This is a genomic window from Novosphingobium sp. 1529, from assembly GCF_040544855.1.
GTDB classification, from domain to species: domain Bacteria; phylum Pseudomonadota; class Alphaproteobacteria; order Sphingomonadales; family Sphingomonadaceae; genus Novosphingobium; species Novosphingobium capsulatum.
The window spans coordinates 39,661-64,935 of sequence record NZ_JBEPKW010000003.1 but is presented as its reverse complement, the minus strand read 5'-3'; the positions used below and the strand labels follow the sequence as shown (position 1 = coordinate 64,935).

19 protein-coding genes are annotated in these 25,275 nt (G+C 66.7%); 12 read left to right on the top strand and 7 right to left on the bottom strand.

Annotation, left to right across the window (positions count from 1 at the left end; all coding sequences use genetic code 11):
- The first annotated feature begins 93 nt into the window (after window positions 1–93).
- Together ABIC78_RS08390 and ABIC78_RS08385 are read left to right on the top strand one after the other, a co-directional pair.
- Window positions 94–978, top strand: coding sequence for a sterol desaturase family protein (locus tag ABIC78_RS08390; protein ID WP_107715416.1), 885 nt, complete (start codon window positions 94–96; stop codon window positions 976–978).
- A 49-nt stretch (window positions 979–1,027) separates the two neighbouring features.
- Entirely contained in the window at window positions 1,028–2,602 is a 1,575-nt protein-coding gene (locus tag ABIC78_RS08385) for a tetratricopeptide repeat-containing sulfotransferase family protein (protein WP_354489479.1), read from the top strand.
- Between the two features lie 6 nt (window positions 2,603–2,608).
- On the opposite strand, the gene ABIC78_RS08380 is transcribed toward ABIC78_RS08385, so the two are convergent.
- Together ABIC78_RS08380 and ABIC78_RS08375 are read right to left on the bottom strand one after the other, a co-directional pair.
- Window positions 2,609–3,511, bottom strand: a complete 903-nt coding sequence (locus tag ABIC78_RS08380) for a glycoside hydrolase family protein (RefSeq protein ID WP_354488921.1) — start codon at window positions 3,509–3,511, stop codon at window positions 2,609–2,611.
- A gap of 3 nt (window positions 3,512–3,514) precedes the next feature.
- Complete coding sequence (locus tag ABIC78_RS08375) at window positions 3,515–4,297, bottom strand: SDR family NAD(P)-dependent oxidoreductase (protein ID WP_354488919.1); 783 nt, start codon at window positions 4,295–4,297, stop codon at window positions 3,515–3,517.
- A 153-nt stretch (window positions 4,298–4,450) separates the two neighbouring features.
- Here ABIC78_RS08375 and ABIC78_RS08370 point away from each other — a divergent pair, with 153 nt between their 5' ends.
- The 7 genes from ABIC78_RS08370 (at window position 4,451) to ABIC78_RS08340 (ending at window position 15,613) form a co-directional block, all read left to right on the top strand.
- The gene (locus ABIC78_RS08370) at window positions 4,451–5,134 is read left to right on the top strand and encodes a response regulator transcription factor (protein ID WP_354488917.1); all 684 of its coding nucleotides are present in this window, start codon (window positions 4,451–4,453) and stop codon (window positions 5,132–5,134) included.
- Complete coding sequence (locus ABIC78_RS08365; RefSeq protein ID WP_502915663.1) at window positions 5,131–6,504, top strand: HAMP domain-containing sensor histidine kinase; 1,374 nt, start codon at window positions 5,131–5,133, stop codon at window positions 6,502–6,504. Before ABIC78_RS08370 ends, ABIC78_RS08365 begins: the two co-directional genes overlap by 4 nt.
- A 308-nt stretch (window positions 6,505–6,812) precedes the next feature.
- Complete coding sequence (locus tag ABIC78_RS08360; protein ID WP_354488913.1) at window positions 6,813–7,469, top strand: phosphatase PAP2 family protein; 657 nt, start codon at window positions 6,813–6,815, stop codon at window positions 7,467–7,469.
- Window positions 7,470–7,510: 41 nt separating this feature from the next.
- Window positions 7,511–9,901, top strand: coding sequence for a TonB-dependent receptor (locus tag ABIC78_RS08355; RefSeq protein ID WP_354488911.1), 2,391 nt, complete (start codon window positions 7,511–7,513; stop codon window positions 9,899–9,901).
- Window positions 9,902–10,116: 215 nt separating this feature from the next.
- Complete coding sequence (locus ABIC78_RS08350) at window positions 10,117–11,514, top strand: TolC family protein (RefSeq protein ID WP_354488909.1); 1,398 nt, start codon at window positions 10,117–10,119, stop codon at window positions 11,512–11,514.
- On the top strand, window positions 11,505–12,509 hold the full coding sequence (locus ABIC78_RS08345; RefSeq protein WP_354488907.1) for a hypothetical protein: 1,005 nt from the start codon (window positions 11,505–11,507) through the stop codon (window positions 12,507–12,509). The genes ABIC78_RS08350 and ABIC78_RS08345 overlap by 10 nt, the downstream gene beginning before the upstream one ends.
- Window positions 12,509–15,613, top strand: coding sequence for an efflux RND transporter permease subunit (locus ABIC78_RS08340; RefSeq protein WP_354488905.1), 3,105 nt, complete (start codon window positions 12,509–12,511; stop codon window positions 15,611–15,613). Before ABIC78_RS08345 ends, ABIC78_RS08340 begins: the two co-directional genes overlap by 1 nt.
- Here the strand turns inward: ABIC78_RS08340 and ABIC78_RS08335 are convergent.
- Window positions 15,579–16,745: a lactonase family protein gene (locus tag ABIC78_RS08335; RefSeq protein WP_354488904.1), complete on the bottom strand. Its 1,167-nt coding sequence runs from the start codon at window positions 16,743–16,745 to the stop codon at window positions 15,579–15,581. The genes ABIC78_RS08340 and ABIC78_RS08335 overlap by 35 nt on opposite strands.
- Window positions 16,746–17,042: 297 nt before the next feature.
- Here ABIC78_RS08335 and ABIC78_RS08330 point away from each other — a divergent pair, with 297 nt between their 5' ends.
- Window positions 17,043–17,684 (top strand): hypothetical protein, encoded by a 642-nt coding sequence (locus tag ABIC78_RS08330; protein WP_502915662.1) that lies wholly within the window; start codon window positions 17,043–17,045, stop codon window positions 17,682–17,684.
- Window positions 17,685–18,035: 351 nt separating this feature from the next.
- On the top strand, window positions 18,036–19,079 hold the full coding sequence (locus ABIC78_RS08325; RefSeq protein WP_354488900.1) for a glycoside hydrolase family 5 protein: 1,044 nt from the start codon (window positions 18,036–18,038) through the stop codon (window positions 19,077–19,079).
- 44 nt (window positions 19,080–19,123) lie between these two features.
- Here the strand turns inward: ABIC78_RS08325 and ABIC78_RS08320 are convergent, their stop codons facing one another.
- The 4 genes from ABIC78_RS08320 to ABIC78_RS08305 are packed head-to-tail and all read right to left on the bottom strand — an operon-like array spanning window position 19,124 to window position 23,386.
- Window positions 19,124–20,536, bottom strand: coding sequence for a sugar porter family MFS transporter (locus tag ABIC78_RS08320; RefSeq protein ID WP_354488898.1), 1,413 nt, complete (start codon window positions 20,534–20,536; stop codon window positions 19,124–19,126).
- 23 nt (window positions 20,537–20,559) lie between these two features.
- Window positions 20,560–21,474 carry an SMP-30/gluconolactonase/LRE family protein gene (locus ABIC78_RS08315; protein WP_354488896.1) on the bottom strand — a complete coding sequence of 305 codons (915 nt, stop codon included), beginning with the start codon at window positions 21,472–21,474 and terminating at the stop codon, window positions 20,560–20,562.
- Window positions 21,465–22,259 carry a D-xylose 1-dehydrogenase gene (gene xylB, locus ABIC78_RS08310; RefSeq protein ID WP_309805825.1) on the bottom strand — a complete coding sequence of 265 codons (795 nt, stop codon included), beginning with the start codon at window positions 22,257–22,259 and terminating at the stop codon, window positions 21,465–21,467. The genes ABIC78_RS08315 and xylB overlap by 10 nt, the downstream gene beginning before the upstream one ends.
- On the bottom strand, window positions 22,256–23,386 hold the full coding sequence (locus tag ABIC78_RS08305; protein WP_022674699.1) for a fumarylacetoacetate hydrolase family protein: 1,131 nt from the start codon (window positions 23,384–23,386) through the stop codon (window positions 22,256–22,258). Before ABIC78_RS08305 ends, xylB begins: the two co-directional genes overlap by 4 nt.
- Window positions 23,387–23,542: 156 nt before the next feature.
- Between ABIC78_RS08305 and ABIC78_RS08300 the strand changes: the two genes are divergently transcribed.
- Complete coding sequence (locus tag ABIC78_RS08300) at window positions 23,543–25,267, top strand: DUF5597 domain-containing protein (RefSeq protein ID WP_354488893.1); 1,725 nt, start codon at window positions 23,543–23,545, stop codon at window positions 25,265–25,267.
- The last annotated feature ends 8 nt before the right edge of the window (window positions 25,268–25,275 follow it).

Below are 25,275 nucleotides of genomic sequence, written 5' to 3'. Positions count from 1 at the left end.
TCGTGACGACAGGAAGCGGGACCCCGGACTTGATCCGGGGTCCCGCTATTTCCCAGAATTTCGTAACAGAGCTTCGCCATGGATGGGACAGACATGAAACAGCGGCTGATCGGGCTGATTCCGCCCGCCACGCTTTTGGCAGTGATCCTGTTCTGGGCCTATGCGCCCAAGAGCGTGATCGATTACCCGTGGACTCTCACGATCGTGGCCACGGCGATTTCCGCCTGGCTGCTGCTGCTGGAATGGCTGTTCGAACGCCACGCCGATTGGCGGATGAACTGGCGCGAGTTCTTTACCGACACCTTTTATGTCGTGCTCAGTTCCACCGTGATTTCCCGTGCCACCGATTTCTTTGCCGATGCGCCGATGAAGGCCGCCAAGGCCAGCGCCGGGCTGGCCACGCCCTGGCTGGAACACCTGCCGTTCCTGGCACAGGTGGGGCTGATCTTCTTCCTGTTCGAATTTGGCCAATATTGGATGCATCGCGCGATGCACAACTGGACGCCGCTGTGGCTGACCCATGCGCCGCACCATCATATTACCCAGTTGAACGCGCTGAAAGGCTATGTCGGCAATCCGCTGGAGCTGTTCTTGATCAGCCTGGGCGTGATTACGCTGCTCGATTTCAGCCCGGTGGCGATCCTGTGTGCGGCGAGCGTGGGCAACGTGGTGGCTGGCTTTGCCCATGCCAACGTCAAGTCTGACCCGCCGTGGTTCTATTCGTTCTTCTTCACCACGATCCGCCATCACAGCCTGCACCATTCGGTCGGCTATGAAGAAACCCGCTGCAACTATGCCAACTCGATGATCCTGATCGATCGCGTGCTGGGCACCTATCGCGAGGGCGAGGGGATCCTGGTTGGCCAGGACGAGCGACGCCGCCTGACCATCCGCGAACAGTTCATGTTCCCCTTCGTGCCGGTGATCGATGCGATCAAGCAGCGCCGCGCGGGCAATGAGGAAGCGGTGCAGCGCTGACCTCGTGGCGACGCTTGCCAGTTCCACCGCGCCCATGGCACAGGGCGGGATGAGCAAGACCGATCCGCAGATTGCCGCCGCGCGCGCCGCCTTGGCGCGGGGTGATTGGCCGGCCGTTGCGCGCGCGGCGCAGATGGTTGGCGATGCGGCCCCGCAGCGGGCGGAGGCGCTGTTCCTGCTGGGCCTGGCCGAAGCCGGGCAGGGACGGATCAGCGCCGCGATCGCCCTGCTGCGCCAGGCTGTGGCGCGCGATCCACAGGGCGAATACCGCGCGCAGCTTGCCCGCCTGTTGATCATGACCCGGCAGGACAGCGCTGCCGCGCAGGCCCTGGCCGAGGCCGAACACGCACTGCCCGATGATGCGCTGAGCCGCGATACCATGGGCTGCGTCTATGCCCGCCTGGGCGACCATGCCGCCTCGCTGCCCCATTTTGCCCATGCCGTGGCACAAGCGCCCGACATTCTCGAATACCGCTACAACCATGCTGCCGCGCTCAATTTCGTTGGGCAGGTGAGCGAGGCGGAGGCCGCGCTCGAAGCGCTGATCGCGCGCGCGCCGGGCCATGGCCGCGCGCACCATCTGCTCGCCAGCCTCAAGCGGCACACGGCAGACAGCCACCATGTGCCACGCCTGCGCGCGCAACTGGACGCGGCGCACGATCCGCGCGATCGCCTGCTGCTGGGCTATGCCCTGGCCAAGGAGCTTGACGATCTTGGCGAGCACGACGCCGCGTTCACCGCGCTGGCTGCTGCCAATGCGGAGCATCGCGCCCGGCTGCCCTATCGCTTTGCCAGCGATGCCGCCAATTTCGACGCGATCGAGGCGGCCTGGCCGGGGCTGTCGCGGGCGGCGGTGTCTGGCGCGCCGACGGAGGCGCCGATCTTCGTGATCGGGATGCCGCGCACCGGCACCACGCTGGTCGACCGCATCCTGTCTTCGCATCCTGCGGTGGAAAGCGCCGGCGAACTGCAGGCCATGCCGCTGGCGGTGAAGCACGCCGCCGGCACGCGCACGCGCACCGTGCTCGATCCCGACACCATCGCCGCGCTGCGTGCGGCGGATCTGGGCGCCATCGGCCATGATTACCTTGTCCGCGCGCGCCATCACCGACGCGACACGACGCGGCGCTTTGTCGACAAATTTCCCGGAAATTTTCATTATGCCGGAATAGTGGCCGGTTCTTTGCCCAACGCGCGCATCATATGCCTGCGCCGCCATCCGATGGACACGGTGCTGAGCAACTTCCGCAACCTGTTTGCGATCACCTCGCGCTATTACGACTACAGCTATGACCTGATGGACATCGCCCGCTATTATGCGCGCTTCGACGGGCTGATGCGCTTCTGGCAAGCGGCCATGCCGGGCCGCATCCTCGAGGTTTCCTACGAAGACCTGGTGGCAGACCAGGAAGGCGTGACGCGCCGCATGCTCGATCATGCCGGGCTGCCGTGGGACGCGGCCTGCCTCGATTTTCACCGCAACAGAGCCCCGGTTTCCACGCCCAGCGCCGCCCAGGTCCGTCGCCCGATCTATCGCGATGCCCTGGCGCGATGGAAGCGGCACAAGGCCGCGCTGGGCGAAGTGGCGGCGTTCTTTGCCGAGCAGGGCATCGCCATAGACTGACGGCGATCAACCGTAGCAGGCGATCCGCGCGCGGCGCAGGATCTTGTCTTCCAACGAATAATAGAGCCAGATTGCATCGGGCATGACGAGGCACGAGGCGGCAAAGGCAATGTCTGTCGCGTCGCGGCTGCGCGCGGGCGGGGGCAACAGGATCGGCTCGATGCCGCGCCCTGTAATGCGCGAAAAATCGGGCGAGAAGCTGATCCAGCCAATGCGCCAGCGCGCATCGGCAGTGGCGCCGTTGTAGAACATCACCGGATCCTGGCCATCGCGCTGCACGATCGGCCCGGTCGAAAGGTGCCAATTGTCCCAGCTGTCGTCGCGCACGGTGAAGGGATCGTCGATCACCGTCCACGGCCCTTCCAGCGATAGCCCGGTGGCCAGGCCAATGCGCGAGGCATTGTCCTTGGCATATTCGTAGAACAGGCGAAACGTTCCGTCCGGCGCCTGGGCCACGGTGGCTTCCTTGATATTGCCTTCGCCCTCTGGCGCCTTGAGCAGCACGCGATGCTCGCGCAGGTCGGTCAGCGAGGGCCCTTGCGCCACCAGCAGCGATCCTTGCGACCGCTTGGCGTCCACGCCGGTGTAGAAGATCGTATAGTTGCCGTCTTCGCCGTGCACCACGGTGGGATCTTCGCATCCGCCAGCGTCGTCGGGGTGGGGGCCTGGCACGATCGCGGGGGCGTCCCGCATCCTGAAGCAGCGCCCATCGGTGGAATCGCCTGCCCAGATGATGCCAGTGGGATCGTTCTGTTCCAATGGGTTGGGCAGCACTCTTACCAAGAGACGGTAAGTGCTGCCTTCGGTCCAGACGAACGGGCTCATTAGATCGTAATGCGCCAGCCGGCCTTCCGGCCCGGCGATATCGAGCGTCACGTCCTGGAGTTCTTCCACCACATAGGCGACCATGGCTCAGGCTCCTTGCGCAACGGTAAGCGACAGCGCGCCGTCGATCGTGACGGTGGTGCCGGTGATATAGTCGGCCAGGGGCGAGAGCAGGAACAGCACAAGATCGGCCACTTCCTCTGGCGTGCCGGCGCGGCCCCAGGGTATCGCCGCCTGCTTGCGCCGCAATTCCTCAGGGTGATCCAACGCGGACTGGTTCATCGGCGTGAGTATCATGCCCGGCGCCACGCCGTTGACCGCGATGGCCTTGGGCGCGAGTTCGAGCGCGAGAGTTCTGGTCAACTGCGCCAACCCGCCCTTGGCCGCGTCATAATCTACGCCGCCGGGGCGCGGCGCGTTTTCATGGATCGACGAGATGTTGACGATGCGACCGCCATGTGGCGTGGCTGCCGATGCCAGTCCACGCACCATGCGCCGGCAGGTGAGGAACGGGCCATAGAGATCGGCGCGGATCAAGCGATCGAACTGGGCCAGCGCCATATCCTCGATCATCACCCCGGTCATGTTGAGCCCGGCGGAATTAACCAGCAGGTTGACCGGGCCAAAGCGGCGCTCGGCCAGTTCGAACAGGCTTTCCACGGCGGCCTCGTCACCAACATCGGCAGCAATCGCTGCGGCTTGTCGGCCGGTGTGGGTGATCTCTGCCACCACCGCATCGGCAGCATTGGCATCCTTGAAATAGGTCAAGACCACCGGCACACCGGCCCGGCCCAGCTTGATCGCGGTGGCCCGGCCAATGCCGGATTCACCCCCGGTCACGATTGCGACGGAGGCGGGGCGAAAGGTCATGGTGGGTGGGGTCATGCGCCAGATAACGCTGCAAAACATGTTCGGTGCCGGGCATTTGGCGTTGACCGGCGGGGATCGCGCGCAATCGTTCGATTGCCGTCATACCACGGCAACATTCCGACCCTAGGTCACGCCTTTTCCATGGGGGTGGCGATGCATTGCCTGGTGGTGGAAGACGATCCGGTGATCGCCGCGCACGTGCTCGACGGCTTGCGCGCTGCGGGGCGATCGGCCGATCATGCCGCGACCGGGCGTGCTGCGCTGGAGCGGCTGTCACGCGGACGCTATGACGCCGTGGTGCTCGATCGCATGCTGCCCGATCTGGGCGGGCTTGAAGTGTTGAGCGCGATGCGCGCGGCTGGTGACGCGCGGCCTCCGGTGCTGGTGCTGAGCGCGCTTGGTTCGCTGGCCGACCGGATCGAGGGGCTGGAAGCGGGCGGGGACGATTACCTGGCCAAACCCTTTGCCATGGAAGAACTGCTCGCGCGTCTCAACGCCATCACCCGTCGGCGGTCAGGCCCGGCCGAGGCGGCGCGCCTGGCCGTGGGGCGGCTGGAACTCGATCCCTCGCGCCACAGCGCTGCCTTTGCCGGGCAACAGGCGCTGCTCAACCGCAAGCTCTATTCGCTGCTGGCGCACATGATGCGCCATGCCGACAAGGTGGTGACGCGCGACATGCTGCTCGAACATGTCTGGGGCTATGCCTTTGCGCCCACTACCAATATCGTCGAAAGCAACATGAGCCGGCTGCGTACCCGCCTGCTCGACCTGGGCATCGATCCGATCGAGACGCAGCGCGGGCACGGCTATGTGCTGCGCAGCGGGCTATGCGCGTGATCGCCGGCAGCATCGCTTCCGCACGCGGCGGGCGCGAGGCGGCGTTCCCGCTGGGCATGGGCCGCCTGGCGATCCAGTTCGGCGCGCTGTTTGCGCTGGCCATGCTGGCGATGGGGCTGGTGGTCTTTGCCGTGGCGCAGCAACGCATTGCCCGGCGCATCGACGATGCGCTGGAATACCATAGCAGCAAGTATCTGGCGCCGGAGAACGGCCAGTCGGTGAACGCCGCGATCGTCGCCGCGCGGATCGAGGCGTGGCAGCAGCAGAAGGCGCTGAGCGAGCGCACCTATATCCTGTTTGCCGCCGATGGCCGCCTCTTGGCCGGGCGGCTGCGCATTCCGCCGCCGCCGCCGGGCTTTTCACCGGTGCGCTATGTCAGCCGCGCGCATGTGGTGCACAAGGGGCGGGCGCTGGCCACACGCCTGCCCGATGGTGCGCTGTTCGTGGTGGTGCAGCACAGCGAGGCGGCCGAAAGCCTACAGGCGATCCTGCCTGGCGTGATCGTGGCGATCTTTGCCAGCGCCCTATTGGCGGGGCTGGCCGCAACCATGCTGTTTGCGCGGCAGACGGCGCTGCGCCTGGCGGAAACCCAGGCCGCAGCCGATGCCATCGCGCGCGGTGACTTGTCGTGCCGCATCGCCACCGATCGGCTTGATGGCATGTTTGCCCAGCAGGCGGCCAGTCTTAACCGCATGCTCGATCGCATGGAAGAACTGGTCAACGCGCAGCGACAGTTTTCCAGCGCCCTGGCGCATGACCTGCGCACCCCGCTGACCCGGCTGCGCGGCCTGCTGGCTGCGGCCAATGCCACCGCCGATACCGATGCGCTGGTCGAGCGGGCAGAGCGCGAGTGCGCCTCGGTCATCGCCATTTTCGATGCGCTGCTGCGCCTGGCCGAGCTGGAATCGGGTCGCCATCCCACTGCCGTCGCCCCGCTCGACCTGGGTGCCTTGGTGGCCGACGTGGCCGAAACGATGGAGCCGGTGCTGGCCGACCACGGCGGCGCGCTGCGCCTGGGCCGGGTGGACTCATCGGTGGTGCGGGCCGATGCCGGGCTGGTCAACCAGTTGCTGGTCAACCTGCTTGAAAACGTGGCGACGCACACCCCGCCCGGCACCACGGCCACGCTGCGGGTGGAGCAGCGCGACGAGGGCGCGATGGTGATCCTGGCCGACGATGGTCCAGGCCTCGCCCCGGCAGATCGCAGCCGCGTGGTGCGCCCGTTCGAACGGGGCCCGGAAACCGCCGGCCGGCGCGGCAGCGGGCTGGGCCTGTCGATCGCCCAAGCGATCGTGCGCTTTCACGGCGGCACGCTGGCCCTGGCCGACAATGCGCCGGGGCTGGAAGTGCGGATGATGTTTCCTGGGTGATTGCGGCGTTTGCGTTAGGTTTCCACCACCCCCCGACCCCCTCCTCTAAAGAGGATGGGGCTTAAAGTGGCTCTCCCCCTCCTCTTCAGAGGAGGGGGTCGGGGGGTGGTGCGAAACCTAACACCCACGCCCCAAAACATTCTCAATTTGCAATGTTGCGGGCAAATCATGCCAGGTGCGGAACTTGTCGCACAAATGTCATGGACGGTGCCTAGCGGGTCGGCAGGCGCAACGGGAATGGCCCGGCGCCCATGGGGTTTCACACAATGCGATTCTTCCGGTCTGCGGCCGCGCTGGCGGCTGCCTGCATGGTTGTGCCTGCGGCCCACGCGGCCGATCATGCCGATCCGGCGCCGCGCTGGCTTTCGGCAACGACGTTTGCGCCCGACCATGCCTTTGCCCCGCCGCCCGCGCCCGGCTCGCTGGAGGAAAAGCTCGATCTCGATCGCCTGCGCGCGCTGATCGCGGCCTCGTCGCCCGAGCGGATCACCCAGGCCGATTGGGATGGCGAGCACAAGGAGCCGGCGATCTTTGACAAGGCGCTGGGCAAGGACATTGCCACGCTGCCCCATACTTTGGCGCTGGCCAATCTTGTGCAGGACGAAGTGGAGCGCGTGGTCGCTGCTGCCAAGCATCACTTCCGCCGCGCCCGACCGTTCATGGTCGATCCCGCCCTGCCGCATTGCGGCAAGGGCGAGCAGGCGCTCAAGGCCTATCCCAGCGGGCATTCCGCCTTTGCCTGGTCGGTCGCCTGGACCCTGGCGCAGCTCGCGCCCGACCGCGCTGCCGCACTGATGGCCAAGGCGCAGGATTACACGCTGAGCCGCGAGATCTGCGGCGTGCACTTTGCCACCGACGTAGAGGCCGCCCACGGCATGGCGACCGCCGCTGCCCAGGCCCTGCTTTCCGATCCCCGCCTTGCCCCGATGGTCGCGGCTGCCCGCGCCGAGTGGCCGGCGCACTGACACCCGATCCCCTTCTTCCTGATGATAAATTGAGGAACATCATGATCAAGCACCCCTTGCGCGGCGCCCTGCTGGCTGCCTCCAGCCTGCTCGCCTGCACAGCCCACGCGGCCGATGCCCCCGCCACTGCCGCCGCAGAAGCGGCCCCGGCCGCATCCGATCCGCAATCCACCACCGCCAACCAGGCCGGCCAGGCCAACGACGCGCAGTCGCTCACCTCGTCCGACATCATCGTGACCGGCAGCCGCGCCGCGCAAGTGGCGCCGATCACTGCCTCGCTCACCACCACGCAGCCGCAGGCCGCGGTCAGCCGCGAATTCATCGACAACGCCAACGCCGCGTCGGATTTCAACCAACTGATCGCGCTGACCCCCAGCGTGAGCATTTCGGGCAGCAACAACGGCACCGGCTTTACCGAAACCAAAGCGACGATCCGCGGCTTCCAGGATGGCGATTACAACGTCACCTATGACTCGATCCCGTTTGCCGACACCAACAACCCGACGCACCATTCCACCGCTTTCTTCCCCACCACCACGATCGAAACCGTCGTGGTCGATCGCGGCCCGGGCAATGCCAGCCAGCTGGGCCAGGCCACCTATGGCGGCAACATCAACATGTATTCGCGCGCGGTGAGCGACCAGATGGGCGGCCAGGTCCAGGGCCTGCTCGGCAACTGGAACACTTTCATCGGCCGCGGCGAATTCCAGAGCGGCGCGATCGACAAGCTGGGCGGCGCCAAGTTCGTGCTCGCTGGGCAGTTCCTGCGCTCGGACGGCGCGCTGACCAATTCGCCGGTCAATTCCAAGAACCTGTTCGCCAAGGCGGTAATCCCCCTCGGCACGGCCAACACGCTGACGCTGCTCAGCACCTGGAATCGCAACTTCTATTACCAGTCTGACCTGCAGAAGGGCGCCACTTGCGGCACCGGCGGCACCGCGCTGGCCGCCGGCACGCAGCTGACGGCTGACAACTGCACGCCCACCTCGCAGATCGGGCAATATGGCCTCAACTATGGCCTGGGCAGCGATCCGACCAAGCAGGATTACTGGCAGTACAACCGCACCGACAAGACTACCGATTTCTCGTACATCCGCCTGCAAAGCAAGCTGGCGCCGGGCCTGTCGCTCGACAACCGCGCCTATATGTATGGCTATACCAACAACACGCTGTCGGGGAACACCGGCTCGGTCCTGGCGTTGAGCGGCGCTGGCACGGTGGCTTCGCCCTACAAGACCACGACGGTGGCGGGCGATATTCCGGGGTACTACAAGCTCAACAAGTATCGCGTGCTGGGTTATATTGGCCAGGTCAATTATGATTTCGCGCTCGGCAAGATCCGCGTGGGCGGCTGGTACGAGCACGCCGATACCGACCGCGCGCGGTTTGACCTTGATCGCACCACCGGCATGCCGTCGTACAACGAAAAGTTCGCGCCGGTAACCGGCGTCGGCACGCTGCCCAGCGCGGCCTATGCCAACATCAACTACCTGCAATATTCCAAGTGGAACCAGTACCAGCTCTTTGCCGAGTTCGAGTTCCACCCGGTCGAGGCGCTGTCGATCACGCCGGGCGTCAAGTACGTGCACTTCAACCGCTCGATCAGCGGGCCGGTCAACCAGAAGAGCCGCAATCCGATCGACACGGCCGCCACCTGGACCAAGACGCTGCCGTTCGCCACGATCAACTGGCAGGCCAAGGAGAACTGGTCGTTCTATGGCCAGTATGCCCAGGGCATGTACGTGCCTGACCTGTCGAGCTTCTACACGCCGTCGGGCACCTCGACCGACCAGGCCGTGCAGCAGCAGAACCTGGCCAAGCTGCAACCGCAGACCTCGACCAACTATCAGGTCGGCACGGTGTGGCACGGCAGCCACGTCTCGGTTGACGTCGATGGCTATATCATCAACGTCAACAACAAGATCGCGGCCGATACCTCTACCGGGGCGCCCTCCAACGCGCTCGTCAATATCGGGCAGGTGCGCTACAAGGGCGTGGAAGGCCAGGTCAGCTTCGTGCCGGTGACCGGCCTGACCCTGTTTGCCAATGGCTCGTACAACTATGCCCATTCGGTGACGAGCGGAGCACAGATCGCCAGCGCGCCGTTCTCCACCGCCGCACTGGGCGCGTTCTACAACCACAATGGCACGCGCGTTTCGTTCAGCCAGAAGTTCACCGGCCCGCAATACGCCACCGAAGCGACGGCCGGTGCCACTGGCCCGCGCAGCTATCGCATCGCGCCCTACAGCGTGGGCGAATTCGCCATCAGCCAGATGATCGCCAACCGCTTCCGCCTCGGCGCGACGGTGTCGAACGTGTTCAACAACCGCGCGATCACCTCGATCGCCAATGGCAAGACCTATGGCGTGGACGACCAGTTCCAGTTCCTGGCGCCGCGCTCGTTCATGGTGGATGCGCGCATCACGTTCTGATCCAGCCAATGTTGCGCAATGGTCACTTTTCTTGAAGCGGCAGGGCGGTTACGCCTTGTTGCTTGGGAATGGCAGACATTGCGTGAGGCTTCACACCACCCCCCGACCCCCTCCTCTGAAGCGGACGGGGAGAGCGGGTTCATAGCCCCCTCCTCTTCAGAGGAGGGGGTTGGGGGTGGTGCTGGGCCAAGCACAGAAATAGAAAAGCGAAAACAGTGAGGCGCAGACTATCCATCACCGCTGCCTTGCTCACCGCCACGGCCGGCTGCGCGCCGGTGCCGCCCGCGCCGGTCAACCTGACGGCCCGCAGCGCAGCGCGGGTTACAACACAGCTTGAAGAGCCAAAGCTGCGCCAGATCGCCCAAGGCATTGCCCCTGCCGCGCCGCAGATGGCTGACAGCCTCGACCGGCTCGACCTCTTCGCCGCGATCCTGGCGCAAGACCCGCGCGTGGCCGAGGCGCGCGCGGCGGTGCTTTCCGCCCAGCGCGATGCCCGCGCCGCGCACAAGGTGGCCGCGCCCACGTTCACGCTGTCGAGCGAATATGCCAACGATCCCAGCACGTCCTCGCCGTGGCTGCTGGGTGGCTCGGTTAACCTGCCGCTCGATATCGGCGGGCGGCGATCGGCGCGCCTGGCCAAGGCCGACCTGGCCGTGCTGGTGGCGCGCCAGGATCTGGCCGAAACGGTCTGGTCGGAACGCGTGGCGCTGCAGCGCGGCTTGATCGATGCCATGGCCGGGGCCGAGCAGGTACGGCTGGGCACCGGCATCCTGGCGCTGCGCGATCGGCAACTGGCGGTGCTGGAAGACCGGGCGCGGCGCGGGGAAATCGCCAGTCTTGACCTCTATCCCTATCGCGCGGCCCGGGCGGCGGCGCTGCGCACGCTCAACGATGCGCACGCACGGGCCGCTGGCGGACGCGCGGCCGTGGCCGGCGTGCTGGGTGTGCCGGTCAGTGCGCTTGATGGTAAAGCGCTGCTGTGGAACGATTTCACCGCGCCCCAGGCCAGCCTGCCGGCGCTGTCGGCGGCGGAGCGGGCACGGGCGATTGCCGCGCGCGCCGATGTGCTGCGCGCGCTCGCCAGCTATGACCAGGCCGAGGCGGACCTGCGCGCGCAAGTGGCGCAGCGCTATCCCGCGATCAGCCTGGGGCCGGGTTACACCTGGGAGCGCGGCCTGGTGAAGCTGCCGTTCGCGCTCAACCTTTCGCTGCCCTCTTGGGACTTGAACCGCGCCGCCATTGCCGCAGCCGAAGCGCACCGTGCCCAGGCCGGCGCCACGATCGAGACCACGCTGGCCAATGCGCAGGCCGCGATCGAGGCGGCGCAGACCGAGCGGCTTGCGGCAGAGGCAGCACTGGCGCGCCTGCGCGGGGAAGAACTGCCCGCCACCGCCCGCGCGGCTGACAAGGCCAACCTGCAGTTGAAGCTTGGCGCGATCGGCACGGCCGATTGGGCCGCCGCGCAGATTGCCGCGCAGGAAGCGCAACTGGCTCAGGTCGACGCGCTTACCCGCGTGCGCAGCGCCGATCTTGCCCTGGAAGACGCGCTGCGGCGCCCGCTTGATGGACCCGAAACGATGATCGACCCCGCACTGGTGCAGCCATGGCTCTAGGTCGCGGCGCCTTTTCCGCGCTGCTGCTGGGCATCGCCCTGGGCGCGTTGGGCGGGTGGGGCTATGCCCATTTCGCGGCGCCCGATGGCGATGATGCGCCCCACGCGGCGCCGGCCGCACCCGCCAACACGACGGGCGCACTCGTGGTGGACGATGCCACGCGCCGGCGCGCCGGAATCGTCACCGCAGCGCTTGCCACCACGGCGCAGAGCCAGGGCGAAACCGGCTATGCCCGCGCGCTCGATCTTGGGCCGCTGGCCGCGATCGGGGCAGAGATCGACAGCGCGCGGGCGGCCGCGTCCGCCTCTGCTAGGGAAGCCGCACGTCTGGCCGCATTGGCGGGGGCTGATGCCGGCGCTGCGCAGCGCGAGGTGGAAAGCGCCCGCGCCCAGGCCCGCGCCGATGCTGCCCGCCTCAACCTGGCGTGCCAGCGCGTGACTTTTGAATTCGGTGCTGGCCTGTCGCACCTGGGCTGCGGCGCGGCCGAAGCATTGGCGCGGCAGGCCAGCCGGGGCGAGGTGGCGATCCTGCGCCTCGATTTCCCCGCCGGCGCGCCGCCTGCCGGGGCCATGGTGCAGATCGACCTCGCGCCAGGCAGCGCGCAGGTGCGCGTGCTTGGCCCGGCCGCAGCGGGGGACACCCAGTTGCAGAGCGGCGGCGCGCTGGCGCTGCTGACCGGGCCGCAGGCGCCGCGCATCGGCGTGGGCCGCATCCTGGCGGCCACCACCTCGGCCACCGGGCCGGTGCGGCAGGGCGTGATCGTGCCGCGCAGCGCGATCGTGCGCACCGATGCCGGCCTGTTCGTGTGGCGCGCCACCAGCCTCGACCACTTTGAACGCGTGCCACTGGAAGACGGCCGCGCCATGGCGCCAGGCTGGTTCGTGCCGATCGGGCGCCTGCACGGCGGCGATCAGGTGGTCGTCGCCGGCGCCGGCACGCTGCTCGGCCTGGATCACGCCGCACCGCAGCCCTCGGCCGACGGCGGGGACGATTGATGCTGTCGGCGCTGGTCAGGCAATCGCTGCGCCATCCCTGGCTGGTGCTGCTGGGCGCGGTGGTGCTGCTGGCGCTGGGCGTGACTACGCTGCGCAGCGCGGCCTATGACGTGTTTCCCGAATTCGTGCCGCCCCAGGCCAGCGTCCAGACCGAAGCGCCGGGTCTTTCGCCGCAGCAGGTGGAAATGCTCGTCACCCGCCCGCTCGAGGCGGTGATTAACGGCGCCAATGGCGTGGAGACGGTGCGCTCGCAATCGATCCAGGGCCTGTCGGTGATCGATATCACCTTTCGCGAGGGCAACGACGCCTATCGCGCGCGCCAGCAGGTTTCCGAAGCACTGGCCGATGCGATCCCGCGCCTGCCGCCCGGCGTCGATACCCCGCGCCTGACGCCGCTGGTGTCGTCCACCATGGACCTGCTCAAGATCGGCCTGGTTTCCAAGCGCTTGTCGCCGATGCAACTGCGCGATCTGGCGGAATGGACGATCAAGCCGCGCCTACTCGCCGTGCCCGGCGTGGCCCGCGCCAACGTGTTTGGCGGAGAGCAGCGCCGGATCGAAGTGCGTGCCGATCCCGCCCGCCTGCTCGCGCGCGGCATCACCTTTGCCGATCTGGGCCAGGCGGTGAGCGCGGCGGTCAATGTCAATGGCGGCGGCTTTGCCGATACGCCCAACCAGCGCATCCTGGTCGATCCCGGCCCCAGCGCCACCACCGGCGCGCAGATTGCCGCTGCCGTGTTGACCACTGGCCCGGGCGGAACCGTGCGCATCGGCGATGTCACGCAAGTGGCGGACGCCGCTGCGCCGCCGGTGGGCGATGCGCTGATCATGGGCAAGCCCGGCGTGCTGATGACGCTGTCGAGCCAGTATGGCGCCAACACGCTCGACACCACGCGCGCCCTGGAACGCGCGATCGATGACATCGCCCCCGCCTTGCGTGCCCAGGGCGTGACACTTTACCCGGCGCTGCATCGCCCGGCCAACTTCGTCGAAGTGGCGCTTTCGGGCATCACCGTCGATCTGGCGATCGGCGCGGTGATGGTCTTTGTCGTGCTGCTGGTATTCCTGCGCGATGTGCGCGTGGTGATGATCGCGTTCGTATCGATCCCGCTGTCGCTGCTGGCGGCGCTGATCGTGCTCGATCGCACCGGGCAGACGATCAATACGATGACGCTGGGTGGCCTCGCCGTGGCGCTGGGCGTGGTGATCGATGACGCCATCGTCGATATCGAGAATATCGTGCGCCGGCTGCGCGGCGTGACGGACGAGGCCGACCGCCGCGCGATCATCGCCGCCGCCTCGATCGAGGTGCGCGCGCCGGTGGTCCATGCCACGTTCGTCCTGGCGCTGACCATGCTGCCGGTTATCCTGTTGACCGGCCTGCAAGGCGCATTCTTCGCGCCGCTGGGCCTGGCGTTCCTGCTCGCCACGATGGCCTCGCTGGTGGTCGCGCTGTCGGTAACGCCGGCGCTGGCGCTGATGCTATTGCGCGGGCGCAACCCGGTGGCCGAACCGGCGCTGCTCGAACGGTTCAAGAACTGGCACGAAGGGCTGATGCGCCGGCTTTGCGCGCGGCCCGGCGTGGCCGCCGGGGCGATTGCGACGCTGGGCGCGCTTGCACTCGTCGGAACGCTGTCGTTCGGCAGCGAGCTTTTGCCCACGTTTCGCGAGCGGCACTATGTCTTGCAGGTGAGCGGGCCGCCGGGCGCCTCGCTCGCCTGGATGCGCGGCACCGGGGAAGAGCTGTCGCGCCGCCTGCTCGCCATTCCCGAAGTCTTGAGTGTGGAAGAACAGATCGGCCGCGCCGAAGCCGGGGAGGATACCTGGCCGCCGAGCCAGGGCGAGTTCCATTTGCGCCTGAAATCGGTGGGCGGGCGCGGCGAAGACGCTGCCCTCGCTGAAATTCGCGCCGCCCTGGCCGCCACCCCGGCCTTGCAGGGCGAAGTGACGACATTCCTGGGTGACCGCATCAGCGAAAGTCTCTCGGGCGAAACCGCCGCCATCGCGATCAGCGTGCAGGGGGCCGATCTCGACACTCTGGATCGCACCGGGGCCACGATTGCCGCGGCGCTGCGCGGCGTGCCCGGCGCCACCGATGTGACGATGAAGGCTGCACCCGGCACGCCGATGCTGGGGGTTACGCTCGATCCGGCACGCATGGCGCTGCATGGCGTGACCGCGGCCGATGCTGGCGATGCCATTCGCGCCACCTTCGCCGGGCAGACGGTGGGCCAGGTCGTGCTGGCCGATCGCGCGATCGATGTTGCCGTCACGCTGCCGCCAGACTTGCGCCGCGATCCCGAGGCCTTGGGCGACACACTGGTGCGCGCCTCGGCCGGCGGGGCCAGCGGCGGCGCGGTGCGCCTCGCTGATATCGCCACGATCTCACCGGGGGAGGCGCGCGCGCTGATCGCCCATGAGGGCGGGCTGCGTCGGCAGATTGTCACGGCCAATGTCGTGCCCGGCCATGCCGTGGCCGATGTGGTCAAGGCCGCGCAAGGCCGCATCGCCCGCGATGTGGCCTTGCCGCCCGGCGTGTTCCTGTCATGGGCGGGCACGGCCGAAGGTGCGGCTGCGGCGCAGCGCCAGTTGCTCGCGCATGTCGCGCTGGCCGGCGTGGCGATGGTGGCGCTGTTGATCCTGGCCTTTGGCGGGGTGCGGCCGGCCTTGCTGATCCTGGCGGGGATGCCGCCGGCAATGGCCGGTGGCGTGCTGGCCGTGGCGCTGACCGGGGGCGTGGTTTCGCTGGGCGCGCTGGTCGGCTTCATCGCGCTGTTCGGCATTTCCGCGCGCAATGCCATCCTGCTGGTCGCCCATGTCGATCAGCTCGTCCTGGGGGAAGGGCGGCCGTGGACGCTCGACACTCTGCTGGAAGCGACGCGCGAGCGGGTGACGCCGATCCTGCTCACGGCGCTGGTCACCGCCTTTGCCCTGCTGCCCGTGGCGATCGAGACCGGCCAATCCGGCCGCGAGATCCAGGGGCCGATGGCCGTGGTGATCCTGGGCGGGCTGGCCACCTCGCTGCTGCTGACCCTGCTGCTTTTGCCCGCGCTGGTGTGGCGCTGGCGGTTCAGCGCAGGAACAACAGCGCCGACGGCTGACTGAACGCCACCGTCTGGACCTTTTCACCCACAATCCCGGTCTGCGGATCGCGGCGGAACACGACAATGGCGTTGCTGCCCTGGTTGCCCACTAGGACGAAGCGCCCGTCGGGCGAAAAGGTGAATTCGCGCGGCTGCACGCCATCGACCGCGTGGCGATCGACCTGGCGCAGGCTGCCATCGGCAGGATCGATCGCAAAGCTGACCAGCATATTGTCGGTGCCGCGATCGGTCACGGCCAGAAAGCGGCCATCGGGCGAGAGATGCAGCGTTGCTGCACCTACCTTGCCGGCAAAGCCGGGTGGGGTGAGCGGGATCACCTTGCGCAGGGTAAGATGCCCATCGGCATGGTCGAGCACAGCGACCGCGCCGGCCATTTCCAGCGTGACATAGGCCTGCCGCCCACCGGGGGCAAAGACCATGTGACGCGGGCCCGAACCCGGCGGCAGGGCCAGGAACGGCTGCCCCGGCAGCGCGCTGAGCGGATGCTCGGGATGCGCCGCGTCATAGCGGTAGATCTGAATGCGATCGGCGCCCAGATCCTGGGCAAACACAAACTGGCCATCCGGGGACGAGACCACCGAGTGAACATGAGGCGAAGCCTGGCGATCGACGTCGACCATGCTGGCGCGGTGGGTCTTGATCTGCACCACTGGCGCCAGGCGGCCATCGGCCAGGACCGGGGCCACGGCCAGCGTGCCACCCGGATCGGCCGAAACCGAATAGTTGGCAATGAACAGGAAACGGCCATCGCGGCTGAGGCTGGCTTGGGTGGGTTCTGCGCCCAGTGACCCGACGCGGTTGAGGAACGCGAGGCGCCCGCTGCGCGGATCGACGCGATAGGCCGATGCCCGGCCAACCGGATCGGGCTGGCCGTCGCTGTTTTCGTTCACCGCATAGAGGTGGTGCTTGTCTGCCGAAAGCGTCAGCCACGACGGATTGCTCGCCGGCATGACCTGCTGCGGCCGCGCGGCGATATGGCCGGTGCGGGCATCGAAATCATAGACGGCAATGCCTTGGCCGCCCCCGCCGGTATAGCCACCGACCAGCAGCGGTTCGGCCCCGGCCGCACTGGGAACGAGCAGCGCTGCAACCATCGCGGTCGCCAGGCTTTGCGCCAAGACCTTGAAACCCATATCCGCGCTGCCCTCTATTGAAACCAAACCGATCGCGGACTGGCCGCTACGCCGGCTGCCGTCAAGGGCGCAGCAGGTCAGGCGGCCAGTTTGGCCGCATCCATCAACTGGTTGGGGCCACCATGTTTGGCAGCATTAGAGCGCACGGTCGGCCGCAGCGCACCTCGCGAAGCGCCACGACTGACACTTTACCCAGGCGCTTGGGTAAAGTGTCACCACTGGCTAATCGACACGGGCCTGGCCGCACGTGCATCCAGGGGATTCACAAGGGCGGCGGTTTGTGCTTGAAATGTTCGCATGTTTCAGCCCGATCTCTTTGCCTCGGAGCCTGCCACGTCGCTGCCGCCCTCACAGGCCGGACGGCGGCCAAGGCGTGTGCTGGCGGGGAAGGGCGCGCCCGTGGCTGGGCCGGATGGCGGCGCCGCTGCGGCGCGGGTCCAGCCGCCGCATGACATCGATCTGCCGGCCGTACTGGAAAAGCTGGCCGAAGTATCCACCCGGCCGCGCTATACCTTCATGGTGCTGAATCTGATTGCCCGAGCCGCCGGCACGTCAGACAGCGCGGGGCCCTATGTGCGCGAAGGGGGCCAAGCCATTCCCGTGCGCGACTGGTTGAGCGATGCCTTGATCCCGATGGCACAGCGTGACGCCCGGCGGCGCGCCGTGGTGGAAGAAGTGCGCGCACAACTGGCGCGGAAAGGGACATTGCCGGCTGATCCGGCGCAGGCCGAACAGGCCATCGCCACCGAATTGCGGGATCGGCTACGCCATTCCGGGCGCACCAATGTCAGCCGCGCAGTGTCCGATCTGGTGCGCGCCGGGCTGATCCGGCGGCATTACCAGGGCTATTGCGTCGACCATGAAAACCGTGGCGCGCAGCGCGAAGCGGTTTATACTATTATACCAGCGGTCAAACGCGCGCTTGGCCACGCCGCCTGAACCACCGACACCTGGTTGACGCGTGCTGTAGACAAAAAAATGGCCAGCCCGAAGGCTGGCCTTTGAAAGTTTGGGAGAGGATGCCTGAAAGGCCCGTTCCAAATGGGTGATTTCAGCATATTCCGCAAGTGCGAAACAGGCCAGTACGATTGCACGGCATGCAACTAACTGGAAACTTCATTTAACATAACCTTTATTATGGAACTTATACCACAGCCTGGGTTGTGCGCTAATGGCGTGACGCAGCGGTAAAATCCTTTGCTGTCACAGGCTTGGCACGCCATAGCAGGCATTACATACTCGTCCGGCCGGCCACGTGCCGCTGCCTGGAGATGATGGAGGCGAATGACGATGCCTGCAATGCCTCGCTTTCCTGCGCCGCTGCGCCAGGCTCTCGCCACGCTGCTGCTCGCCGGTGCCGCGCTTGTCCCGCACGCCGCCATGGCGCGCAAGCCGGCCAGCTTGCCGATGGCCACCTGCATCAACCTGGGCAACCACCTGGACATGGCCCATGGCGGGGAAATCCAGCACAATCGCCTCGGCCCGGCCGATTTCGCGCGGATCAAGGCAGCGGGTTTTGATACGGTGCGCCTGCCGGTCAACTGGTCGAGCCACAGCCTGGCAACGCCGCCCTATACGATTGATCCGGCGTGGTTTGCTCGGGTGGACCAGGTGGTGGATGGCGCCCTGCACGCCGGGCTCAAAGTCATTCTCAACAGCCACAATTTCGAGGCGATCAACACCGATCCGGTGGGCGCGCAACCGTGGTTTACTGCCGTCTGGCAGCAGATCGCCGATCACTATGCCAGCCGCCCGCGCCAGACGCTGTGGTTCGAGATCGAGAACGAACCCAAGGACGCGCTGGACAACGCCAATCTTGTCACCACGTTTGCGCCGGCGCTGGCGGCCATTCGCCGCCACAATCCCAATCGCCCGGTGATCATCGGCGGCGAGAAATGGAGCAATATCACCTCGCTCGCCACGCTGAACCTGCCCGATGATCCGCAGGTCTGGCCCACGTTCCACTATTACGAACCCTTCGCCTTCACCCACCAGGGCGCCACCTGGGTATCGCCCTCCCCGCCGCTGGGCCGGACGTATGGCGAGCCGGCCGATCTGGCGCGGCTGCCGGTGGATGTGCAGCGGATCAAGGCCTATGTCGCGCGCACCGGCAAGATCCCGCTGATGGGCGAAACCGGTGCGTTCGAATCCATTCCCATAGATCAGCGCATCGCCTATTACCGCAGCGTTTTCAAAACGTTCCACCCGCTGGGCGTGCCGATCTGCGTCTGGGCCTATACCAACACGTTTCCGTTTTTCGATGCGCACAAGGGGCAATGGATTCCCGGCCTGCGCGGCGCTATCGGCCTGCCGGAAACCAGCCCCAAGCGCTGACCGGGCCTGCTCCGCATGGCGGAAACAGGCCCGGCGCGCGGCAATCAGCCTTGCATCTGTTCGAGCGTCACGCCCTTGGTTTCGTTGACCATGGCGCGCACGAAGAAGAACGACACGGCCGCCGCCGCCGCATAAAACGAATAGGTGACCGCCAGGCCCGGCGACACGACCAGCGCCGGGAAGCTGACGGAAATGGCGGCGTTGGCGATCCATTGGGCAAAGCCCGAAACCGCCAGGCCCGAACCACGGATCTGGTTGGGGAACATTTCACCCAGCATGACCCACATGATCGGTCCCCAGCTCATGTTGAAGAACACGACATAGGCATTGGCGGCCAGCAGTGCGATCACGCCATTGTTGCCCGGCAGCGACACCGCGCCACCGGCGCCATGCACCGCCGTCGAAAACGCCCAGGCAACGATCCCCAGCGTCACCGCCATGCCGGCCGAGCCGGTGAGCAGCAGCGGCTTGCGCCCGATGCGATCGACCAGCAGCAGCGTGGCGAGGCAGCCCGCGATGGACACCACCCCCGAAATGATGTTGGTTTGCAGCGCATAGCTTTCGGAAAAGCCCACGGCCTGCCACAGCGTGGCGCCATAATAGAACACCACGTTGATGCCGACCAGTTGCTGGAACACGGCGAGGCCGATGCCCGTCCACACGATCGGACGGATGCGCCCGGTGGCACGGTCGATCAGGTCGGAAAGCTTGGGGCGGTGGTGGTCTGCTGCCAGGCTCTGGCGGATTTCGGCAACGGTGCGGGTGGCACTGGCGGCGCCGAGCAGGCGGGTGAGCACGGCATGCGCGCCAGCGTCATCGCCCTTGGCCACGAGATAGCGCGGGCTTTCGGGGATGCCCATGAGCGCGAGGAAATAGATCGCCGCCGGCAGCGCCTGCAGCCAGAACATCCAGCGCCACGCCGGCTGCCCGGCCCACAGGATCGCCGTGGATTCTCCCGCAACATGCGCCAGGATATAGTTGACGATAAAGGCGCCCGTCAGCCCGGTGATGATCATCACCTGCTGCACGCTCGACAGGCGCCCGCGGACGTTGGCCGGCACCACTTCTGAAATATAGACTGGCGAAATCACGCTGGCCGCGCCCACGCCCAGCCCGCCGATCACCCGTGCGACGATGAAGATGCGCGAAGAGCCGGCAGCGCCAGCGAGGATCGCGCTGGCCAGAAACAGCACCGCCGCCAGCTTCATCACCCCGCGCCGGCCGATCTGGTCGGCCAGGCGCCCGGCCCCGAATGCGCCGATCGAAGAGCCGACGAGAATGGCGCCGACATTGACACCGATGCCCACCTTGCCCAGTTCGAACGCAGCCTCCAGGCCCTTTTGCGTGCCGTTGATCACCCCGGAATCATAGCCGAACATGAAGCCGCCGATCGTGGCGACCGCCACGATGGCGCCGATCAGGCGCATGTTGACCGCGCCTGGTGCCAAATCGTTCATCCTGTCCTCTCCCATATGTCTTTTTATACCCGCGCGAGATGGGCCGGTAAGCCGGCCACCCCGGGATCGAAGGCGAAGAGCGCACCCGCCAATGGCTGGGCCGCGCGCTCTGCCGTGCTCAGGCCTTTGGTTGCCGTGGTGGCATAGGCGGTGCGCAGATCCGGGCCACCGAACGCAACCTTGGTCACGTTGGCCACGGGAAATGGCACGACGCCGATCAATTTTCCCGCCGGGTCATAGCGGCGCACGGCCCAACCGGCGAAGAGGCCCACCCACAGGCAGCCTTGCGCGTCCACCACCGGTCCATCGGGATAGCCGGCGCCGTCCTCGATTTGCGCGAACAGGCGGGTGCCGGTCACGCGCCCGTCGTGCACCGTGCTCGCCCAGATGCGTCGACCCAGCGTATCGTGGTGGTAGAGCGTGTGCCCATCGGGCGAGAAGGCGGGCCCATTGGTGATCGAAACCGGCGGCAGCCCGCTATCGATGCAGCCATCTGTATCGAGGCGATAGATCCGCCCGCTTTCGTCGGTTTCGGCATCGTCCATCGAGCCCAGCCACACCGCGCCGTCGGCCGCGACCGTGGCATCGTTGAGGCGGTTGCCCGGCAGATGCGCCTCGGGCGCGCAGAGCAGGGTAAAGGCGCCGCTTGCCGGATCGAAGCGGTGCACGCCGGTTTGCAGGCCGGCCAGCAGCGTGCCATCGGCGCAGGGCAACACCCAGCCTACTTGCGCGGGCGCCGGCCACGTGGCGGTTTCACCGCTTGCCGGGACAAAGCGATGGATCGCCGGCGCCTTGATATCGACGAACCACAGCGCGCCCTCGTGTGCGGCCCATACCGGGCCTTCGCCCAGCGTGGCCGCCAGTGGCCACACCGCCTGCGGCGTCGCCCCGGCGATGACCGGGACATGGGCCGGAACGTGCGCTGCGCTCAGCGCCATCCGGCGTCGACCCAGTATTCGTGCCCGGTGATCAGGCGCGCATCGTCAGAGGCGAGGAACAGCGCCAGCGCCGCCACATCGGCCGGCATCAGGCGCCCATCAAGGCATTGCGATGCCACGATCTCGGCCTCACCCTCGGGCGTGTACCACTGTTCCTGGCGCGGGGTCTTGACGTTGCCGGGAATGATCGCGGTCACGCGGATGTTGTCGCGGCCCAGCTCGCGCGCCAGGCCACGGGTCAACCCCTCGATCGCGGCTTTCGCCGTCTGGTAGATCACCAGATCGGGCAGGCCCAGGTGCCAGCTGATCGACCCCAGGTTGATCACGGCACCGCCACCGGCGCGCTTCATCGCCGGCACGGCGGCCTGGGTCACGAAGAACTGGTGCTTGAGGTTCACCGCCATCCGCTCGTCCCAATAGGCGGGCGAAACCTCGTCCACGGCATGGCGATCATCGTTGGCGGCGTTGTTGATCACCACGTCGATCCCGCCCAACTGCGCCTCTACCTGCGCCATCATCGCGGCGATCGCATCGGCATCGCGCAAGTCGCAGGGCAGGAACAGCGGCGCGGGCGCGGCGCTGTTGCCCAGCCGCGCCGCCACGGCCTCGCCCTGCTCTTGCGCGATGTCGCAGAACGCCACATGCGCGCCCTGGGCCACGAAGGCTTCGACCAGGCCTTCCCCGATGCCGCTGCTGCCACCGCTGATGAACACGCGCTTGCCCGCCAGGCTCGGATAGATCGCGCGGTGGGATGCACCGTTGCGCGCGCCGTTGGCGCCGCTCATGCCGCGCGCCCCAGCAGGCCGCGCTGGGCGAGGTTGGCATAAAACGCGGTGATGCCCATGGTCCAGGGCGCGGCCTGCGGACAGGTGACCACGGTATTGACCAGCTTGCCCAGGCGCGGGGTGGCGATCGTCACCACATCGCCCACCTTGTGGGTAAAGCCGCGGCCGGGATCGTCGCGGTCCTGCACCGGGGCAAACAGCGTGCCCAGGAACAGGCAGAAACCATCGGGATAGTGATGTTCGCTCAAGGTCTGGCGCACCAGGTCGAGCGGATCGCGGCTGATCTGGTTCATGCTGGAATGGCCTTCCAGGCGATAGCCATCGGTGCCTTCGATCAGCAGGTCCACTTCGGCCTGGCGCACATCGTCGAGCGTGAAGCCATCATCGAACAGGCGCACCAGCGGCCCGAGCGAGCACGAGGCGTTGTTGTCCTTGGCCTTGCCCAGCAACAGCGCGCTGCGCCCCTCGATATCGCGCAGGTTCACGTCATTGCCCAGCGTGGCGCCTACCACCGTGCCGGCGGCATTAACCAGCAGGACCACTTCGGGTTCGGGATTGTTCCAGGTCGAATCGCTGCGCACGCCGATTTCGGCCAGCGGGCCAACGGTCGCCAGCACCGGCGCCTTGGTGAACACCTCGGCATAGGGCCCGATCGCCACTTCCAGGTATTGCGACCACAGGCCATCCTCGATCAGCAGCGCCTTGAGCGCCTCTGCCTCGGCCGAGCCGGGCACGACCGAGCGGATCGAGCCGCCAACGCGGTCTTCGATGCGGGCGCGGATTTCCTGCGCCTTGCCAGCATCGCCGCGCGCGCGCTCTTCGATCACGCGTTCCAGGGTGGAGGTAGCAAAGGTTACCCCGCAGGCTTTCACGCACTGCAGGTCGATCGGGCTGAGCAGCGGCAGCGCCAGCGAATCGAGCCGGCCGAGCGCGACCCCGGCGCTGGCGTCGAGCGGCAGCATGTCGACGAGCTGGGCAACGGTGGGCGCCACGCCGGCCATGTCATAGGCCACGCCCTGTTCCACCAGAATCGGGCTTGGCCCGGCCGCGGTTTCCACCCGCCCGAGGAATCGCCCGGATTCCCAGTCTGCCGGCAGCAGCGCTGCGATGGATGACACCCCGTCCATTTCCTTCTCCCCAACCCTCGGGCAATCGTTGACAAATTCTGATAGCGCTACCATCATGCAATGTGGCTCGCTGTCAAGTGGTTTTGAATTGGCACGGCAAAGAACACGGCCGGTCCGCCCTGGGCCAGAGCCGAACTTACCAACAGGGAGAAGACGATGCTTTGTGTTGTGCCCAACAGCCAAACGGAAATTCGGCCTCGCCGGCGCACGGCCAAGACCCTGATCGCGGCCCTGGCCAGCCTGATGGCGCCGATGGCGGCGCAGGCGCAAGACGCTGCTTCGCCAGCCGCCGCCCCCCTTCCCCGCATAGAACGCACAGCCAAGGGCGCGATGCTGATGGTCGATGGCGCGCCGTTCCTGATGCTGGGCGCCCAAGCCAACAATTCCAGCAACTATCCCGAGCCGCTCAAGAAAGTGTGGCCCACGATCGATGCCATGGGCGCCAACACGCTGGAAATCCCGGTCGCCTGGGAGCAGATCGAGCCGCGCGAGGGCCAGTTCGACTTTTCCTGGGTCGATCATGTCGTGGGGGAGGCGCGCAAGCATGACAAGCGCCTGATCCTGCTGTGGTTTGCCACGTGGAAGAACACTGCGCCGGCCTATGCCCCGGAATGGGTCAAGCTCGATCCCAAGCGCTTTCCCCATATGCTCACGGCCAAAGGCGATGTGCACTATGCGATGAGCCCGCTGGGCAGCGAAACGCTCAAGGCCGATACCCGCGCCTTTGCCGCGCTGATGCACCACATCGCCCAGATCGACCCGCAGAACACCGTCGTCATGATGCAGGTGGAAAACGAGGTCGGCAGCTATGGCAACGTGCGCGACTTTTCGCCGATGGCGCAAAAGCTGTTTGCCGGCCCGGCGCCGCAGGCCCTGCTCAAGCACTATGGCAAGCCGGCTGGATCGAGCTGGGCCCAGGCCTTTGGCAGCGATGCCGACGAATATTTCCAGGCGTGGTATGTCGCCAGCTATCTCAATACGGTGGCCAAGGCCGGCAAGGCGGAAAAGAACCTGCCGATGTACGCCAATGCCGCGCTCGCCTCGGCATTTGGCCGACAGAGCGCGACGACCTATTCCAGCGGCGGCCCGGTGCACCACGTGATCGATATCTACAAGGTGGCCGCGCCCGCGCTCGATCTGGTGGCGCCCGATATCTACAACCGCGACGAAAAGGCTGTGCACGCCTATCTCGATCTCTATGGCCGGCCAGACAACCCGTTGATGGTCCCCGAAATCGGCAACGACGCGGAATATGCGCGCTTTTTCTGGGACGCGCTGGGCAAGGGCACGATCGGCTATTCCCCGTTCGGGATGGACCAGACCGGCTATTACAACTTTCCGCTGGGCGCCAAGGGCATCGACGACACGATCAACGGCTTTGCCCGGATCTATCACCTGTTTGCCCCGATGCAGGCGGTCTGGGCCAAGGCGGCGGCGCAAGGACAGGTGCACGCGGCCAGCGAACCGGCCGATCCGGCGGCGGGCCACAAGCGCGAACTGCTGATTGGCCGCTACAAGGCGACGCTGGGCTTTGGCCAGGATGCGTTTGGCTTCGATCCGCCGCGCGGCAATCCGCAGCCCACCGGCGGCGCGGCCATTGCCCAGCTTGGCCCGGATGAATTCCTGATCACCGGGTTCGATACCCGCGTCACGCTCAACCTCGCCACGCCCGCGCCCGGCGAAACGCTAACCCTGCTGCGTGCCGAGGAAGGGCATTACGCCCCGGACGGCAAGGGCGGGCAGACCTGGGTGTTCGATCGGGTGTGGAACGGTGATCAGATCGACTATGGCTTCAACTTCACCAGCATCGGCCAGGTGCTCAAGGTGCGCTATGCGCGGATGAAGGGCACCGGCGTGATCGCAGCCGGCGCCGAGCATTGAGGCAGGCG